The following is a 16,109-nucleotide window of genomic DNA, read 5'->3' as shown; positions in this document are numbered from 1 at the left end:
ACCATAGCACTATGAGATTGCTTCGTCTACCTCCTCGCAATGACTTTAGCTATTTAAAACAACTTCCATTTGCTGCTGTAAATCTGCTGCCTTTGTAGCCGCTGCTTGTGCAAAATCTTTATTATTTGAAGCATAAATAATCCCTCTTGAAGAATTTATAAGCAGCCCAACATTGTCACTCATTCCGTATTTACAAACGTCTTGAAGGTTTCCGCCTTGTGCTCCAACACCAGGAACTAGTAAAAAACTATTTGGTATTATTTTTCTAATGTCTGCGAAGTATTCTGCTTTTGTTGCACCAACTACGTACATTAAATTCTCTGAGTTCTCCCAATTTTTAGAAGTTTCTAAAACTTGTTTATAAAGTTCTTTACCATCTACTTGCTTTGTTTGAAAATCGAAAGCACCTTGATTAGATGTTAACGCTAGCATTATAGTATGCTTATTTTTAAAGGCTAAGAACGGCTCTACAGAATCTTTTCCCATATAAGGAGCAACTGTAACACTATCGAACGCTAAGTCTTCGAAAAAGGCTTTTGCGTACATGGTACTTGTATTCCCAATATCTCCACGTTTTGCATCTGCAATTGTAAAAATTTCAGGATGATTTTTATTTAAATATTTTATTGTTTTTTCTAATGCTTGCCAACCTTTAATCCCATAGGCTTCATAAAACGCTGTATTGGGTTTGTAAGCTACACACAAATGATGTGTTGCATCTATAATTGCTTTATTAAATTCGAAAATTGGATCTTCTAATTCTAATAAATGTTTTGGGATTTTATTTAAATCAACGTCTAACCCAATACATAAGAAAGAGTTCTTTTTTTTAATTTGCGCCGTTAGTTGCTGTGTTGTCATGCTTTAAAATTGTGAGTTCCACATCACACCACTACAAATGTTGCTCTTGTGTGTGGTGTAACAAAATAATTTAATTTTTATATAATAAAAAAGCCTCTAAAAAAGAGGCTTTAAATTTAAAGTAAATCGTTATTAGCCTTTAACTTCTCAGTATTATCGGCTAGCATTAATTCGTCTAATATTTTTTGAATATCTCCGTTTACAATATTTTGCAAATCGTAAAGTGTTAATCCAATTCTGTGATCTGTTACACGTCCTTGAGAATAATTATAAGTTCTAATTTTAGCACTTCTATCTCCAGAAGTTACCATAGTACCTCTTAAGGCAGCATCTTCTTCGTTTTTCTTAGCTAATTCTAAATCATATAAACGCGAACGTAAAACCTTAAAGGCTTTCTCTTTATTCTTATGCTGCGATTTTTGATCTTGACATTGTGCCACTAATCCTGTTGGAATGTGCGTTAAACGTACTGCTGAATACGTTGTGTTTACCGATTGACCTCCTGGACCTGAAGAACAAAAGAAATCTACTCTTACGTCTTTTGCTTCAACAACTACATCAAACTCTTCGGCTTCTGGAAAGACCATTACTGTAGCAGCACTTGTATGTACACGACCTTGAGTTTCTGTTTGTGGAACACGTTGTACACGGTGTACTCCTGCTTCAAATTTTAAAGTTCCATAAACATCGTCTCCAGAAACTTCAAATTGAATTTCTTTAAAACCTCCATTTGTTCCTTCACTATAATCTACAGTATCTACTTTCCATCCTCTGTTTTCGCAGTACTTACTATACATTCTAAACAAGTCTCCAGCAAAAATACTTGCTTCGTCTCCACCTGCTCCTGCTCTTAATTCTACAACAGCATTTTTAGCATCTTGAGGGTCTTTAGGAATTAGCAGTAATTTTATTTCTTCTTCTAATAATGGAATTTGAGTTTTAGCATCATCGTATTGCATTTTAGCCATGTCTACCATTTCGGCATCACTACCGTCTGATATTATTTCTTCAGCTTCAGCTAAATTATTAGTCTGCTCTATATATAATTCACGTTTATCCATTAACAAACGTAAACTTTTGTATTCTCTAGTTAGCTCAACATAAGTTTTTTGATCTGAAATAATATCTGGTTGAATGATTAAATCACTCACCTCATCAAAACGTTGTTTTACTATTTGTAATTTATCTAACATAAATATTTTGCGTTATTGAGCAAAAATACGATAAAAAATCAATAATAATAAACGGTTTTCCCTTCTGAATTTTGTGCTCTTTTTTTGTTCTCTAACATAACGTAGTTTACAAAAGTTAAAAATGCAGAAACTGTAAAAAAACGTTCTAAATAAAACATGTATTTAAATTCTAAGAAATAGGCGCAAAACATTGAAATATCTGCAAATGCTACGCAAAACGTTGCTAATAAAAAGAGTGTTGAACGCAAGTGGAATCTATTAAAATTATAATTTGCAGAAAAGACACACATTATAATCATTATAATACTTGGGATTATAAAAAAGGATCTATCTACAAATCCAAATTTATTAATGTCTGCGGAAGAAATTAATAAATAAACTAAGTATCCATTTAAAAATGCTATTGAAGAAAAAATTAAAATCATGGAATAGCTTCGTGCTTTAATATTAATTTTCTTTATTATTAAACTAGATAACAATAAAAATATCACTGCCCGTACTATTATAGATAACTTGATTACTACTGGCGTTTGCACAAAAAAAATAAGCATATCGAAAAGAACAAACAGAAGCATAATAGCTGTTGCCGTTTTGTGCTTATAACAACCTATATAAAAATATACAGTAGTAAATACCAAAGATGTAATCATGGTTTGAACATCATAATCGTCTAATGACAGTTCTGATATTGTATAAATACCAGTTGAAAATAAAATAACTGCTACAGAATATAATAGCTTTTGATGATACAAAATAAATAGGTTATAATTTGGTCTTACGAAGATAGGAATTATTGCTATGCTTAAAAACAATATTTTAAACTTAAAAAGTGTTGATTTTAGTTTAAAATATTTTTCTAGAACTTACGTTATAAATGAGCTATGCTAAACCAATTTAGAGCCATATTATTTTATTATAGACCAATTGCTGTGTGGTCTTTTGCTGTTACTATATTAGTAACTATCTATAATCCTGGAATAGTTTGTGCGCTATTGACAAAATTATTTTTAATCCTCTTATTTTGGTTAATGATTAACGATAGTAGTATGCGAAGAAAATTAAAATTCTATAAAATGGTAGGTGTTTCTAACTTTAAATTAGTTCTCACTCTTTATGTAATTGACTCTTTAGTAACTTGTACTTTTTTATTTTTGATAAAAGGTTTTATTTAAAACAATTCTATTGCATCATCTTTCTTTTTCTTTTGTAGAATATAAATAAAAGGACAAGTACATAAATCCTAAGAAGTATAAAATACGTTCTAAATACAGAAATGCATGCATTCCAAAGGAATTAGATGCAAAGCCACATAAATCTGTAAAAATAAATAGAAAAGTAAAGCATAGAAAGTAAAAAGCGCTTTTCGTTTCGGAATCAAAATAATACTTAGAAGTAATTGCTGCTACAGAAATGCTAACAGTCCAATTTGCAAACATAGCTATTCTTTCTATGTTATTATACAATAAATTAGATGTCTCACTAACCAATTTGTATGCAATTAATAAGTTAATCCCGACAACTATTAAAAATAATAGTGCTACTTTATATTCTAACTTTTGGGTTTTTATCTTTTTTAAAATACTTACAGCTAATAGAGAAAACGCAAATATTTTTATTAGAGAATAAAGCTCGGTTATATACGGATTAGTATAATACAGATCTACAACATCTGCAATAACCATAATCATCAAAAAAACTAAATATAATTTATCTCTAGTTTTTAGAAATAAAAAAAGAAAAAGAAGAAACAAAGCACTTGAAGCTAATCTAACAAGCTGACTAATGAAAAATTCTAAAAATAAAACTGAAGCTATATTTATTATAACAACAACTAACGTTATTAGTTTTATTATTAGTTTATGTCTCAACTATAATACTTTATAAGTCCATGGTAACACCTACTCCTAGAACTTGTTTCCATTGTAGTTTAGCTCCTCGTTCTACAAATACATCTGCAACAGCTGTTTCTTGTTGCGTTTTAATATCATTATCGTATTTAATATGTGAACCTAAAGTTGCCTTTACATAATCGTTAACCTTAAAATCAAAAACAACTTCCCAATCGACATCAACGTTACCAAAAGTATTAAGATAGTCTGTATAAAGACTTAATTGATTTCTAACATAAATATTTTCAAAAACTTCGGTTTCATAGGTGTTTGTAATTAAAACACCCATTTCTGTTCTTGCATTTTCTCCTTTTATAATTCTATTTCCGAAATCATCATATACAGCTGCTTCAACACCAAAAGAACCTGCATCTGCTAGTTCTTGATCTAAAACAAAAGTTCCTTTAAAAGTTAAAGGAGAGAAATAAAAGGATAGTTTTTCCAGATTTTTACCATATTCTACACCTCCACCTATAAATAAATACCCTGGAGCCATAAAACGTGAAATAGGATTTTCTCTATTAGGATAATTATAACCGTTAGAGTACTGCGTTTTAAAATTAAAACGACCCGAATAATACCAGTTGGTTAAAGTATCTTTTCTATAACCTATAGAAGAGATTAATTCTAACTCGTCTTCCGTTTTTCTTAATTTCTGATTTTCTTGTTTATTGACTCCATAACGTGATCTTATTGAACTTTTCCAAATAAGGTTTTCTTTTTTATAAGTTAAACTAGAAACGATATTAAAAAGTGCCGAAACGGAATTACTTCCACCTGCATTCCAATTCACAAAAGTAACTTCATTAATATCTAAACCTGCTCTGTTTGTTTGAACCCAAGTTACAGTATCTAAAACTTTTACAACTGAATCTTGTTTTTTCACAATAGAATCTTGTGCTTTAGATATTTGAAAAGAAAGTACGGCAAGAATTATAAGACAAAATCTCATATTATTTTAATTTAAAACTTAGGAAATGATTAATAATTAAACGTTCCGAAAGGACTATTTATTGTCAGTTTTTTAGTCTCAGAAGCTTCAACTCTACCAACTATTTGAGCATTAACATTATAAGATTTAGAAATAGAAATAATATCTTCTGCAATTTCTGGAGAAACATACAATTCCATTCTATGTCCACAATTAAATACTTGATACATTTCTTTCCAATCTGTTTTAGATTGCTCTTGTATTAATTTAAATAAAGGTGGAACTGGAAATAAGTTATCTTTTACAATATGTAAATTATCTACAAAATGAAGGATTTTAGTTTGTGCTCCACCAGAACAATGTACCATTCCGTGTAGCGTTTCAGAATTAAACTTTGATAAAATCTCCTTTATAATTGGAGCATAAGTTCTTGTTGGAGACAATACTAATTTTCCTGCATCTATAGGACTATCTTCAACCTCATCTGTTAACTTTACTTGTCCAGAATACACTAAATCCTCAGGTACAGCTGCATCAAAACTTTCTGGGTATTTTTTTGCTAAATAGTTATTAAAAACATCATGTCTAGCAGATGTTAAACCATTACTTCCCATTCCACCATTATATTCTTTCTCGTAAGTGGCTTGGCCAAAACTTTCTAAACCAACAATTACATCTCCTGCTTTTATGTTTGCATTATCCACTACATCACTACGTTTCATTCTAGCAGTAACTGTAGAGTCTACAATTATAGTTCTTACTAAATCCCCAACATCTGCTGTTTCTCCTCCTGTAGAATGAATGGTTACTCCAAAGGTTTTTAAATCTTGAATAAGTTCTTCGGTTCCATTAATAATTGCAGATAACACTTCGCCTGTAATTAAGTTTTTATTTCTACCAATGGTAGATGATAACATAATATTATCTGTCGCACCAACACAAAGTAAATCGTCGATATTCATAATCAAAGCATCTTGAGCAATACCTTTCCAAACTGAAACATCTCCAGTTTCTTTCCAATACATATATGCTAAAGCACTTTTTGTTCCTGCTCCATCTGCATGCATGATTAAACAATAATCATCATCATTTGTTAGATAATCTGGTACAATTTTGCAAAACGCTTTAGGAAACAAGCCTTTATCTATGTTTTTTATAGCATTATGCACATCTTCTTTTGATGCCGACACACCTCTTTGACTATAACGTTTACTTATTTCTGAGCTCATAATATTGTATTAAAACACAAAGATAGTTTTATTAGTAGTTATACCAAATGAACTTTAATATAACCTATAAATAAAAAAGCACACAAATAATTTTTGTGTGCTTTTAGAACTTAAGTTTATTGATGTAAAAGTAATATTGTTAATCCCAATCTGGCATTGAAGCAGCAGTAAATTGGACGCTTTCTTCTATAGCTACTAAAAATTGATAAGTTAATATTTCAGGAATTGCTGATGTATTGTTTGATACTCTCGTAAAAATCAAAGAACCTTCATCTGGAGAATATTTTACATCCAAATCGTTTTGTCCTAAAAGAACATCTGATGGTAATTGTGTAGCACTTAAAGTTGCAATATCAAATATAAAAATTCTACTTTGAAATTGACGATAATTAACATTTTCTGAACCAGATATATCTCTTGTGTACAAAATTTGAGTTGCGTTTGCATTAATATCTATTCCTCCTAATGCACCAGATAAATTTTCAACGACTACAGTTTCTTCTAAACCTGTTGACAATCTATAAGTGAAAATTCTTGCATTATAACCATTAGAATTATTTGTTTTGATTAGTAATAAATCACTATCAAATGTGTTTTCAACTACTTCGGATACAAAAGAACCATCTGTTGTTTGATAAATTTGAGAAACACCACTTCCATTTGCATTAATTTGATATAGTTTATCAAAATTAGGATAGTATAATTTACTTCCGTTTTGAGCCCAACAGAAATCTAAATGATCTACTCTAAATCCTGAAACTGGAATTGAAGATGTTACTTGTGTTTTATTTGAGCCGTCACTATTCATTGTAAAAACATGAGTATTACCTCCTACTGTTCTTAAATAGGCGACTTTGTTTATTAAACTATTAGCTCTAGGTCTAAAGCTATTATTATTTTCACTTGTAAGTTTCAAAAGATCTACATCTGTAATTAGACCTAAGCCATCATCAAAACTTTGCTTTCCAGAATATATTATATTATTTCCGTTTTCTTCTTTAACTAATAATATTGGATTATTAGGCAATGTAATTGTAGTGAATTGACTAACAGAAGATACTACTTCATCATTTACACCATCAGTTACTTTTACCTGCCAATAATAGGAAGTAGATAATTCTAAATTGGTAGCTAAATAAAATGTGTCTTGAGCTGTTTCATATATCTCTATATTATTAGTGTTTCCATTTCTTAATTCTAAACTGTATGATAATTCATCGTTAGAATCTGGATCTGATCCTTCCCATGTAAATTGGATATTTAAAGGTACTTCTGTAGCAGAATCCTCTGGAAAAACGATATTAGGTATTAATGGAGATTGATTATTTGCATTAGAAGTAATAAGTTCGAAAGCAACAGTAGATGCGACATCTTCCAAAACAGTAGACGACTCAAAAGAAGTTACATAACCACCTAACTCTGCTTGAACAGAATAAGTTTGTGCTTCTACATCATTTAAAACAAAATTACCATCTTCATCTGAAAACACAGTGCTAGACGATGGGTTAGTAGATATTTTTACATTTTCTAATGGTGAGTTTGTTCCTTGACTAACCACTTTACCATTAATAGAGCCTACTTTCACACCATCTATTTGATTTTCGCTACACATAGTGAAAAGTAATATAACAGTAGAAAACAACAGTATAATTTTAATCTTTTTCATTTTCAGGGTTTTAATATTAATTCTGGCTATTGTCTTGAGGTTTTATTTCTTCTTCTTTGCCTCTATTATTATTTAGAGCCTTCTCCATATTGTTCCTTTTTATTCTTTTAAGTTCTTTTCTTCTTTCTCTTTCTTTTGTTTTTTCTAAGTCTTTTTTGGTATTGTAATTGCCTAAATAAAAATTTAATCCAACACCTACTCTAAAATACATATCGTCTCTTTCTCCTTGTTCTAAATCGTCTACTAGATCGCTAAAAACCATATTATTTTCAGCATGTAATGTAATACCTATTCTATCGGATAATAAATATTCTAAACCTCCACCAAATTGAATTTTTGGATTAATATTATTAAAATCGTTAGAGATATTAGTTCCTCCACCTGCATAAATAAAAGGAGATAATTTATCAAAAGGTAGAATGTTATATTCCAAATTGACATCTATTGACATAAAGTTTTTATCAAATAGGTTTTCGTTTGCTAGGCTAAATTGATTTGCGTTAAGATTTAAATTAAAGTGCTTATTAATGTATCTTTTATAGCCTAATCGTGTATTTAATTTAAATTCTGAATTAACATAATCTCCATTTATTTTAGCTAATCCTAAAGAAGCATTTACAACGTTATCTGTTCTTCTTTTAAATGTAAATCTATCGTATAATTGAGTAGAATTTGCTTCTAATAATTCTTGATTGTATTCATTAACTATTTCATCATCAACTTGTTTTCCGGCTTTAGTTGACCAATACCCATCTTTTATACCTTCAACAACCAAATCATGAACAGCTTTTTCTATAGCATCTTTTACAGCTAATTGTACAGGTTCATTTTGAGTAAAACCAGTTTCTGCTTCAAGTAATTTTTGAAATTTAACAAAACGGAACAAACTAACATCTACTGCTTGTGATAATATTGTTTTAGAGACATAGATTGTTTTTAAAATTTCACCACTACTTGTTGATACTGCTCTTAAATATACTGTTATTCTATCCTGTCTATATTTAGCAGAACCACCAACACCAAAATATCTTGCTCCTGCTCCTCCTGTTACAATATTTGTATCGTATGAAATAATGCCACCTTCTAACATTAAACCTGCATATAACAAAGGTGGTAAAGGTGGTTCGTTTGGATTTAAACCTTTTACATATTGCTGTTTTGTATTTCTTATTATATTTCTTTCTGTAGATAGGTTATTAAAATTTTCTCTTTCAACAGGAATAAACCATCCTGAATCTCCTAATGCTTTAATAAGTATTGTTGTTGCTCCTTGCGTTACTGCAGTACTAAAAGTACTTCCAGATTCTACTGCTTTATATTGACCAGTTTGATCACTAAAGTTATATACAGCAATTTCTACTGGGTCTTTTGCTGGAGGCAAGTCTAAAAGAATATTTGTAGACTTTGAATGCTCTCCAATTCTGGAAGCTTCTTGAGTAAATGGCTGATTAAAATATGTTCCACACGAATTTAAAAACAAACAAATAATCAAGTAAATAGTAGGTTTAATGTAATTACACATAAAAATTTAATTAAGGATTTGGGACAATAACTTGTGTTTCTTCACCATTAGATGTATCAAGTATATTAATAACTAATCCTTCATATGAGTCAAATATTTCGACATTTAAAGTTCCAAAAGTAAATGTTCCTTCTTGACTAAAATCTCCAATACCATCTAATTGTTGAGACAATAAAGATCTTGAGATTTGACTTAACACTTGCTGATTAAGACTTGCTCCAAATTGATCAAGAGCAGATTGAGAAGTACTTACAGCGGTTTCTTCTTTATGCCCATTTTGAGATGTTGCCGAACTTAAAAGCCAGTTATAGTTAAATGTATCACCACCAAAAGCTGGATTTACAGGTTTGTAACTAAATTGTTGAGCAAAAGCACAAGCAGACATTAAAAATGTTATTATAAATAATTTAAATTTCATTATTAGTATTGAGTTAAGGTTTGTTTTCTTTTATTCAATTCTTGTATTTGTTTTATACACCTTTGCAAACTAGTTTGCGCCATTTCTACTAAAAAATCTTTTTTTGGCTTAGAAAAGAATTGCCATACTAGTTGATCTTCAACTTTTACTGTTATTCTAGTACTTCTTCTTTGTCCTGGGACTTCTTCTATTAAAATATTTTTTTGAGTTTTTATTTCTCTAAGATAATACTCTGAATAAAAGTACTTATAAAAATCCCTACCTGATTTTGTTAGTACTTTATGTATTACTAAGCCTTCTATATAAACGCCATCTTTTGATGAAGTATCTTGATCTTGATCTTTAGCGTTTTTTTTAAACTCAATTTCTTTTTCTCTTTCTTTACTTAATTTTATATTAAGTATAGATTCATTTTCCTTTGCAGTTACTACTATACGATCTTTACCAATAGCACCTTGTTTCTCAACTCCATTATCTGGATATATTAATAATAAAACTATTATTTTTTCTTTTGAGTTTGTACTAATGTTAACTGAAGATAACACTTTTTTATCATTTCCATTCAAAAAAAAACGATTGCTTTGATTTGAATTAGAAGAATTTCCATTAATATCTGTTTTGTATACAGTAAATTCATATCTTAAACTAAGATCTGAAGGTGTTAAGTTTTCTGCTGTAGCAGAAAAAGTTACAAACTCACTCGTTTTATCAATTTTAATTAAAGCTTTAACTTCTTTGTTAAAATACTTTTGAGCTGAAACATTTATAGTTCCAACTAAAAATACCAAAATAATAAAAGCGTATTTATATTTCATTTTAATTAAAACTTCTAATTATTATTGTTGGTGATGCTGCAGTTTGTTTAAATTTAATGTTTTTAGACAACTCATTTGTACCAAACCTTTCAAAATTTAAGTTATCTCCATTCTGTTGTAAATCCAAAGAGATATCTTGATTAACATTAATAGAATAGTCTAAGATATAGTTATTATCTCCATTCTGCTGCAAATCTGCATATACAGATTTAACTTTATATGTTAAATTTACATCATTATCATTTCCATTTTGTTCAATATTGATATCTGAAGCTTGTGCAGACACTCTCACTTTTGCTAAATTATCGTCACCTATTTGCGATAAAAACACAGAACTTCCTTGTACAGGAATATTTTGGTTGGGAGTAGTGTTAAAGAAAGAATTAAATACAACTTCTGAAACATCCGTATTATTTAAAGTTACTGTTTCACTATTACTAGTATCGTTATCTGCTGCATAAGTTTGACTAAAGCTTTCCTGAATAACTAGAAAGCAAAGAACAAAAAAGCATACTAGTGTATTTTTTAACTTATTCATAATTTGTTATTTTAAACGAAAACTAACTCGTTATTAAACTTAAAAAAAAAGGAGAGTGCTTGCTATATAGTCACTCTCCTTTTTAAGATATTTATTTAGATTTATTTAAAAATCTTCATCCTAATATTAACATCCTGATCCTGAACTTGATGATGTACAAGGAGCACCTATAGAAATCTCAGGTAAAGGAGTTGGGCAATTTAATATCTCTGGAGCTTGGAAATCACATTGTTCTCCATCTGCAGAGAAATCTCCACCTGGTCCTAATTGTAATACATCTGCCATATTACGATCTCCATTTTGAATAATAGAAGCCATATGACCAAGACCACCTTGAGATTTTTGTACTAATAACGCTTGGTTATCATTCCCTGTTTGACTAGTAGAACCCATGTTAAGATCATCTTGATAAGTACTTGCTAAGTTACCAGCACCTCCAAACTGACCAGAAGTAATTGTATTATTACTACCCATCTGTCTTTGGTAAACAGCATTACCTGCACCTGCAGCATATTGATTAACTGTAGCATTGTTATCATTACCTGTTTGGTCTTGACGAACTCTTCCACCATCACCATCTTGGTCAGAATAAGCTGTGTTATCATTACCTATTTGGTTTTGCTCTACATAATTATTTACTCCAGGACCTGTAACTGCATGTTGAACAGCATTAGCACTGTTACCACCACCCACTTGAACTTGTTTAGCTTTGTTACCTGAAGAAGATTGAGTTACAGTAGCATTGTTACCAGCTGCTGCACCAATAGAGTTCTGACTTTGATCAGATTTGTTCCCCATACCACTTTGAGTTGAACTTAATGTGTTACCATTACCATTTTGAACAGCATAACTGTTGTTACTTGTACCAGATTGATCCATAGTAGCAGCGTTACCAGTTGCAGTATAGTCTCCAAAGTTTTGCCATACAGCAGAAGCATTAGTACTACCGTTTTGTGTAATGTCTACATTACCCATAACACCATCTTGGTGAGAGTATGCTTCATTTGCATCACCATCTTGTGTAATTGTAGTTTGGCTGTTGTTACCACCATGCTGCTCCACATAAGCTTTGTTGTCTAAACTAGCATCATTATTAGTTCCTTGGTTTACTGTAACAGTATTGTTATTAGGTTCTGGAAAAGTAATACCTTGTAAAACAGATGCTTGATTATTAGTACCTAGTTGAGTAACACCTGATGTGTTTTGATCACCACGTTGCCAAATTTTAGCTAAATTATAACCATCTCCGCTTCCGTTAGATTGATCTACAGTAGACATTAAAGCTGTCCCTGCTTGCCTTACATAAACTCTTTGGTCTTCACCTGACTGAGTTGAATTTGATGTGTTTTGCGCCATTAGTGCGCCCGAGAATAATAGTGCCGCAGCACCGAAAATTACTTTTTTCATGTTAAATATATATTGATTAATAGCATTGTAAATATAAAGAAATATTTCAATACAAATTTCAACATACATGTAAAAAAAGACCTAATTAACTGGTTTTTCGATTAGTACTTGATTTACTTCGATGAAATGCAATAATAAGTAGGAAAAAAACTACCACACCTTCTCAACTCCTTGTTTTTTAACTACGTAGAACTACGCATACAAAGCTACGTACAACTACGTAGTAAACAACAACTCTCTATATTTGGTAAGCGGCCAAAGCTCATCATCCACCAATAACTCCAACTTATCACAATGGTATCTTATCTCTTCGAACAACGGTTTTACCTTATTACAATAAACTATAGATTTATCTTCAAGTGACTTTATTAAGTTAGACTTCCTTCTAATATCTGTCATATTAGTTACTAGTTTATTTATTGACTCTATATGCTTAGAAATCTCTTCAATTAATTCTAACTGCGCTTTAGAAACCTTTTTAAAGTCTTTTTCATAAATCTCCTTTAAGCCTTTCACATTTTCAATTAGTATATTTTGGTACTTAACTGCAGTTGGCACAACATGATTCCTTGCCAAGTCTCCAAGTACACGCCCTTCTATCTGAATACGCATAATATAATCTTCTAACTCTATTTCGTAGCGCGCCACTACCTCTGTTTCATTCATTACACCTAAGTCCTTATATAAAGACAATGCTTTTTTAGACACCTTAACCTTTAATGCCTCTGGCGTAGACTTATTATTACTTAATCCTCTTTTTTTAGCCTCTTTCTCCCAAGCCTCACCATAACCATTACCTTCAAACAAAACTGCTTTACTCTTTTTAATATATTCTCTTAATATATTAAAGACGGCTTCATCTTTTTTAAGATCCTTTTTAGCTATTAAGGCATCAACCTCAACTTTAAAATCGATTAATTGCTTTGCAACAATAGAGTTTAACAACGTCATTGGGTTTGCACAGTTAGCTTTAGAACCTACTGCCCTAAATTCAAACTTATTTCCTGTAAAGGCAAAAGGAGATGTTCTGTTTCTATCTGTATTATCTAATAATATCTCTGGAATTTTCCCAACAACGTTAAGTTTTAAGTCCGTTTTTTCTTGAGGTGATAATTTTCCGTTGGTTACGTTTTCTAATTCGTTTAAAACATGAGTTAATTGCTCACCAATAAATACGGAAATAATTGCTGGTGGTGCCTCATTCGCTCCTAATCTATGATCGTTACTTGCTGATGCTATAGCCGCACGAAGCAACTCTTCATTATCATTAACCGCTTTTATTGTATTAATAAAGAAGGTAAGAAACTGAAGATTACTCATTGGTGTTTTTCCAGGACTTAATAAGTTAACACCTGTATCTGTACTTAAGCTCCAGTTATTATGCTTACCGGAACCATTAATTCCTCTAAAAGGCTTTTCATGAAATAACACTTTAAAATTGTGACGCTCCGCCACCTTATCCATAACATCCATTAACAATGCATTATGGTCGACCGCTAAATTAGCTTCTTCATATATAGGAGCAAGCTCAAATTGGTTTGGAGCAACTTCGTTATGCCTTGTTTTAACAGGAATACCTAATAACATACATTCGGTTTCTAAATCTCGCATGTAAGACATTGCACGGTTTGGGATGGTACCAAAATAATGATCGTCTAATTGCTGACCTTTAGCAGAGGCATGACCTAATAGCGTTCTACCTGTTAATTGAATATCTGGACGAGAAGACACTAAAGCACTGTCTATCAAAAAATACTCCTGCTCCCAACCCAAAGACGCATTTACCTTTTTTACATTTTTATCGAAATATTTACAAACAGCAACTGCTGCATTATCCACAGCTTGCAATGCTCTTAACAAAGGCGTTTTATAATCTAAAGCCTCTCCTGTATAAGCAACAAACACTGTTGGTATACATAATGTTGTACCATATATAAAGGCAGGAGATGTTGGATCCCAAGCGGTATAACCTCTAGCTTCAAACGTATTACGAATACCTCCATTTGGAAAACTAGACGCATCTGGCTCTTGTTGCACCAATTGCGTACCACCAAACTTTTCTATCGCTCCATTATTTTCGATAGTTTCGAAAAAAGCATCATGTTTTTCTGCCGTTGCACCTGTTAATGGCTGAAACCAATGCGTATAATGTGTTACACCTTTAGACAAAGCCCAATCTTTCATTGCCGAAGCTATTTGATCTGCAATTGTTCTATCTATTTTACCTCCCTTTTCAATAGCATTTGTTAAACTTACAAATGCATCACTTGTAAGTGTTTGACGCATTTTTTTTGAATCGTAAACGTTTTGTCCAAAAATCTCTGAACGACGTTTCTCTTCTGTTATTACAACTGGTTTTCTGTTTAGCGTTTCCTTTATAGCGAAAAATCTTAGAGTAGACATATTTCTGACTTTTTTTTTACAAATATATTAATTTCAAGTCATTTTACTTACAAAAAAATCAATCACCCTTGAAAAAACAGGGCTCTTAGCATCAAATTGATAAAAATTAAAACTTTACCTCTATTTTTATATAGGTTATTTAAAATTCATTTTATATTTGCAGTCATATTATTAATATAATCTGTAAGTATTATGGCAAAAATAAAATTAGAATACATTTGGCTAGATGGTTATTACCCAACTCAAAATATGAGAAGTAAAACCAAAGTTGAAGAACATGAAAACTTTAAAGGAACAGTTGAAGAATTAGGCCTTTGGTCTTTTGATGGTTCTTCTACAAAACAAGCTTCTGGAGGAGCCTCTGACTGTATTTTAAAACCAGTTGCAATTTATCCAGACCCTACAAGAAGAAATGGTTATTTAGTAATGACTGAAGTAATGAATGCGGATGGAACTCCTCATATTTCTAATGCACGTGCTACCATTGAAGATGATGATAATGATTTCTGGTTTGGTTTCGAACAAGAATACTTTATAATGAATACAAGCACGGAGTTACCTCTAGGCTTTCCAAGAGGCGGCTACCCAGCTCCACAAGGAATGTATTACTGTTCAGTTGGTGGAAAACATACTCATGGACGTGATTTAGTTGAAGAACATGCCGATTTATGTATTGATGCTGGCTTAAACTTTGAAGGCATAAACCAAGAAGTTGCCTCTGGACAATGGGAATACCAATTATTTGCTAAAGGAGCTAAAAAAGCCGGAGATGAAATCTGGATATCAAGATACTTATTAGATCGCCTAACTGAAGGAAAAGGTATGTATATTGAATACCACCCAAAACCATTAGGAAATACTGATTGGAATGGATCTGGTATGCACGCTAATTTTTCTAACACAATCTTAAGAACTTGTGGTTCAAAAGAAAAATATGCAGAAATCTGTGAAGCTTTCCGCCCACTAGTAAAAGAACACATAGAGGTTTATGGTGAACATAACGAACAACGTTTAACTGGAGATCACGAAACGGCATCTATCAACGATTTCTCTTGGGGAGTTTCAGACAGAGGAGCTTCTATTCGTATTCCAATTATTGCTGTAGAAAAGGGATATAAAGGCTGGCTAGAAGATCGTCGTCCTTCTTCAAATGGAGACCCATATAAAATTGCAGCAAGAATTATAAAAACAGTTAAACCTGTTAAATAATCTCACTAAGATTCTAACATAAAAAAAA

The 16,109-nt window shown here is 31.3% G+C and carries 14 protein-coding genes; 1 reads left to right on the top strand and 13 read right to left on the bottom strand.

Going from position 1 to position 16,109, the window contains the following annotated elements:
• Positions 1-45: 45 nt before the first annotated feature.
• The 13 genes from pyrF to ASC41_RS06575 all read right to left on the bottom strand — a co-directional run bounded on the left by pyrF (position 46) and on the right by ASC41_RS06575 (position 14,872).
• The gene (gene pyrF, locus ASC41_RS06640; protein WP_055435856.1) at positions 46-861 is read right to left on the bottom strand and encodes an orotidine-5'-phosphate decarboxylase; all 816 of its coding nucleotides are present in this window, start codon (positions 859-861) and stop codon (positions 46-48) included.
• Positions 862-977: 116 nt separating this feature from the next.
• Positions 978-2,054, bottom strand: coding sequence for a peptide chain release factor 1 (gene prfA / locus ASC41_RS06635; RefSeq protein WP_055435855.1), 1,077 nt, complete (start codon positions 2,052-2,054; stop codon positions 978-980).
• Between the two features lie 38 nt (positions 2,055-2,092).
• Positions 2,093-2,806, bottom strand: coding sequence for a hypothetical protein (locus tag ASC41_RS06630; protein WP_055435854.1), 714 nt, complete (start codon positions 2,804-2,806; stop codon positions 2,093-2,095).
• A 435-nt stretch (positions 2,807-3,241) separates the two neighbouring features.
• Positions 3,242-3,736 carry a hypothetical protein gene (locus ASC41_RS06620; protein WP_160318796.1) on the bottom strand — a complete coding sequence of 165 codons (495 nt, stop codon included), beginning with the start codon at positions 3,734-3,736 and terminating at the stop codon, positions 3,242-3,244.
• Positions 3,737-3,932: 196 nt separating this feature from the next.
• A complete protein-coding gene (locus ASC41_RS06615) occupies positions 3,933-4,895 on the bottom strand; it encodes a DUF3078 domain-containing protein (RefSeq protein WP_055435851.1) in 963 nt (320 codons plus the stop codon).
• Positions 4,896-4,924: 29 nt separating this feature from the next.
• A complete protein-coding gene (locus ASC41_RS06610; protein ID WP_055435850.1) occupies positions 4,925-6,103 on the bottom strand; it encodes an AIR synthase related protein in 1,179 nt (392 codons plus the stop codon).
• Between the two features lie 139 nt (positions 6,104-6,242).
• A complete protein-coding gene (locus ASC41_RS06605) occupies positions 6,243-7,769 on the bottom strand; it encodes a carboxypeptidase-like regulatory domain-containing protein (protein ID WP_055435849.1) in 1,527 nt (508 codons plus the stop codon).
• 16 nt (positions 7,770-7,785) lie between these two features.
• Positions 7,786-9,291, bottom strand: a complete 1,506-nt coding sequence (locus ASC41_RS06600) for a CsgG/HfaB family protein (protein WP_055435848.1) — start codon at positions 9,289-9,291, stop codon at positions 7,786-7,788.
• A 10-nt stretch (positions 9,292-9,301) separates the two neighbouring features.
• Positions 9,302-9,709: a curli production assembly/transport component CsgF gene (locus ASC41_RS06595; protein WP_055435847.1), complete on the bottom strand. Its 408-nt coding sequence runs from the start codon at positions 9,707-9,709 to the stop codon at positions 9,302-9,304.
• Positions 9,710-9,711: 2 nt separating this feature from the next.
• Positions 9,712-10,524 (bottom strand): CsgE family curli-type amyloid fiber assembly protein, encoded by an 813-nt coding sequence (locus ASC41_RS06590; RefSeq protein ID WP_055435846.1) that lies wholly within the window; start codon positions 10,522-10,524, stop codon positions 9,712-9,714.
• A gap of 1 nt (position 10,525) precedes the next feature.
• On the bottom strand, positions 10,526-11,062 hold the full coding sequence (locus tag ASC41_RS06585; protein ID WP_055435845.1) for a hypothetical protein: 537 nt from the start codon (positions 11,060-11,062) through the stop codon (positions 10,526-10,528).
• Positions 11,063-11,188: 126 nt separating this feature from the next.
• A complete protein-coding gene (locus ASC41_RS06580) occupies positions 11,189-12,469 on the bottom strand; it encodes a hypothetical protein (RefSeq protein ID WP_055435844.1) in 1,281 nt (426 codons plus the stop codon).
• A gap of 216 nt (positions 12,470-12,685) precedes the next feature.
• Positions 12,686-14,872: a glutamine synthetase III family protein gene (locus ASC41_RS06575; RefSeq protein ID WP_055435843.1), complete on the bottom strand. Its 2,187-nt coding sequence runs from the start codon at positions 14,870-14,872 to the stop codon at positions 12,686-12,688.
• Between the two features lie 192 nt (positions 14,873-15,064).
• Here ASC41_RS06575 and ASC41_RS06570 point away from each other — a divergent pair, with 192 nt between their 5' ends.
• On the top strand, positions 15,065-16,081 hold the full coding sequence (locus ASC41_RS06570) for a glutamine synthetase beta-grasp domain-containing protein (RefSeq protein ID WP_055435842.1): 1,017 nt from the start codon (positions 15,065-15,067) through the stop codon (positions 16,079-16,081).
• Positions 16,082-16,109: the final 28 nt, after the last annotated feature.

The sequence above is a fragment of the Lacinutrix algicola genome (assembly GCF_001418085.1).
Classification (GTDB): domain Bacteria; phylum Bacteroidota; class Bacteroidia; order Flavobacteriales; family Flavobacteriaceae; genus Lacinutrix; species Lacinutrix algicola.
Note: the sequence above shows the minus strand (reverse complement) of the source record. Positions and strands in the feature narration are given on the sequence as shown.

Bases quoted from the DNA above. Each gene is read 5' to 3' on its own strand.
- ASC41_RS06605 (WP_055435849.1), bottom strand. From the start codon at position 7,769: ATGAAAAAGATTAAAATTATACTGTTGTTTTCTACTGTTATATTACTT.
- prfA (WP_055435855.1), bottom strand. From the start codon at position 2,054: ATGTTAGATAAATTACAAATAGTAAAACAACGTTTTGATGAGGTGAGT.
- ASC41_RS06570 (WP_055435842.1), top strand. From the start codon at position 15,065: ATGGCAAAAATAAAATTAGAATACATTTGGCTAGATGGTTATTACCCA.
- ASC41_RS06610 (WP_055435850.1), bottom strand. From the start codon at position 6,103: ATGAGCTCAGAAATAAGTAAACGTTATAGTCAAAGAGGTGTGTCGGCA.
- ASC41_RS06580 (WP_055435844.1), bottom strand. From the start codon at position 12,469: ATGAAAAAAGTAATTTTCGGTGCTGCGGCACTATTATTCTCGGGCGCA.
- ASC41_RS06585 (WP_055435845.1), bottom strand. From the start codon at position 11,062: ATGAATAAGTTAAAAAATACACTAGTATGCTTTTTTGTTCTTTGCTTT.
- ASC41_RS06620 (WP_160318796.1), bottom strand. From the start codon at position 3,736: ATGGTTATTGCAGATGTTGTAGATCTGTATTATACTAATCCGTATATA.
- ASC41_RS06615 (WP_055435851.1), bottom strand. From the start codon at position 4,895: ATGAGATTTTGTCTTATAATTCTTGCCGTACTTTCTTTTCAAATATCT.
- pyrF (WP_055435856.1), bottom strand. From the start codon at position 861: ATGACAACACAGCAACTAACGGCGCAAATTAAAAAAAAGAACTCTTTC.
- ASC41_RS06595 (WP_055435847.1), bottom strand. From the start codon at position 9,709: ATGAAATTTAAATTATTTATAATAACATTTTTAATGTCTGCTTGTGCT.
- ASC41_RS06600 (WP_055435848.1), bottom strand. From the start codon at position 9,291: ATGTGTAATTACATTAAACCTACTATTTACTTGATTATTTGTTTGTTT.
- ASC41_RS06575 (WP_055435843.1), bottom strand. From the start codon at position 14,872: ATGTCTACTCTAAGATTTTTCGCTATAAAGGAAACGCTAAACAGAAAA.
- ASC41_RS06590 (WP_055435846.1), bottom strand. From the start codon at position 10,524: ATGAAATATAAATACGCTTTTATTATTTTGGTATTTTTAGTTGGAACT.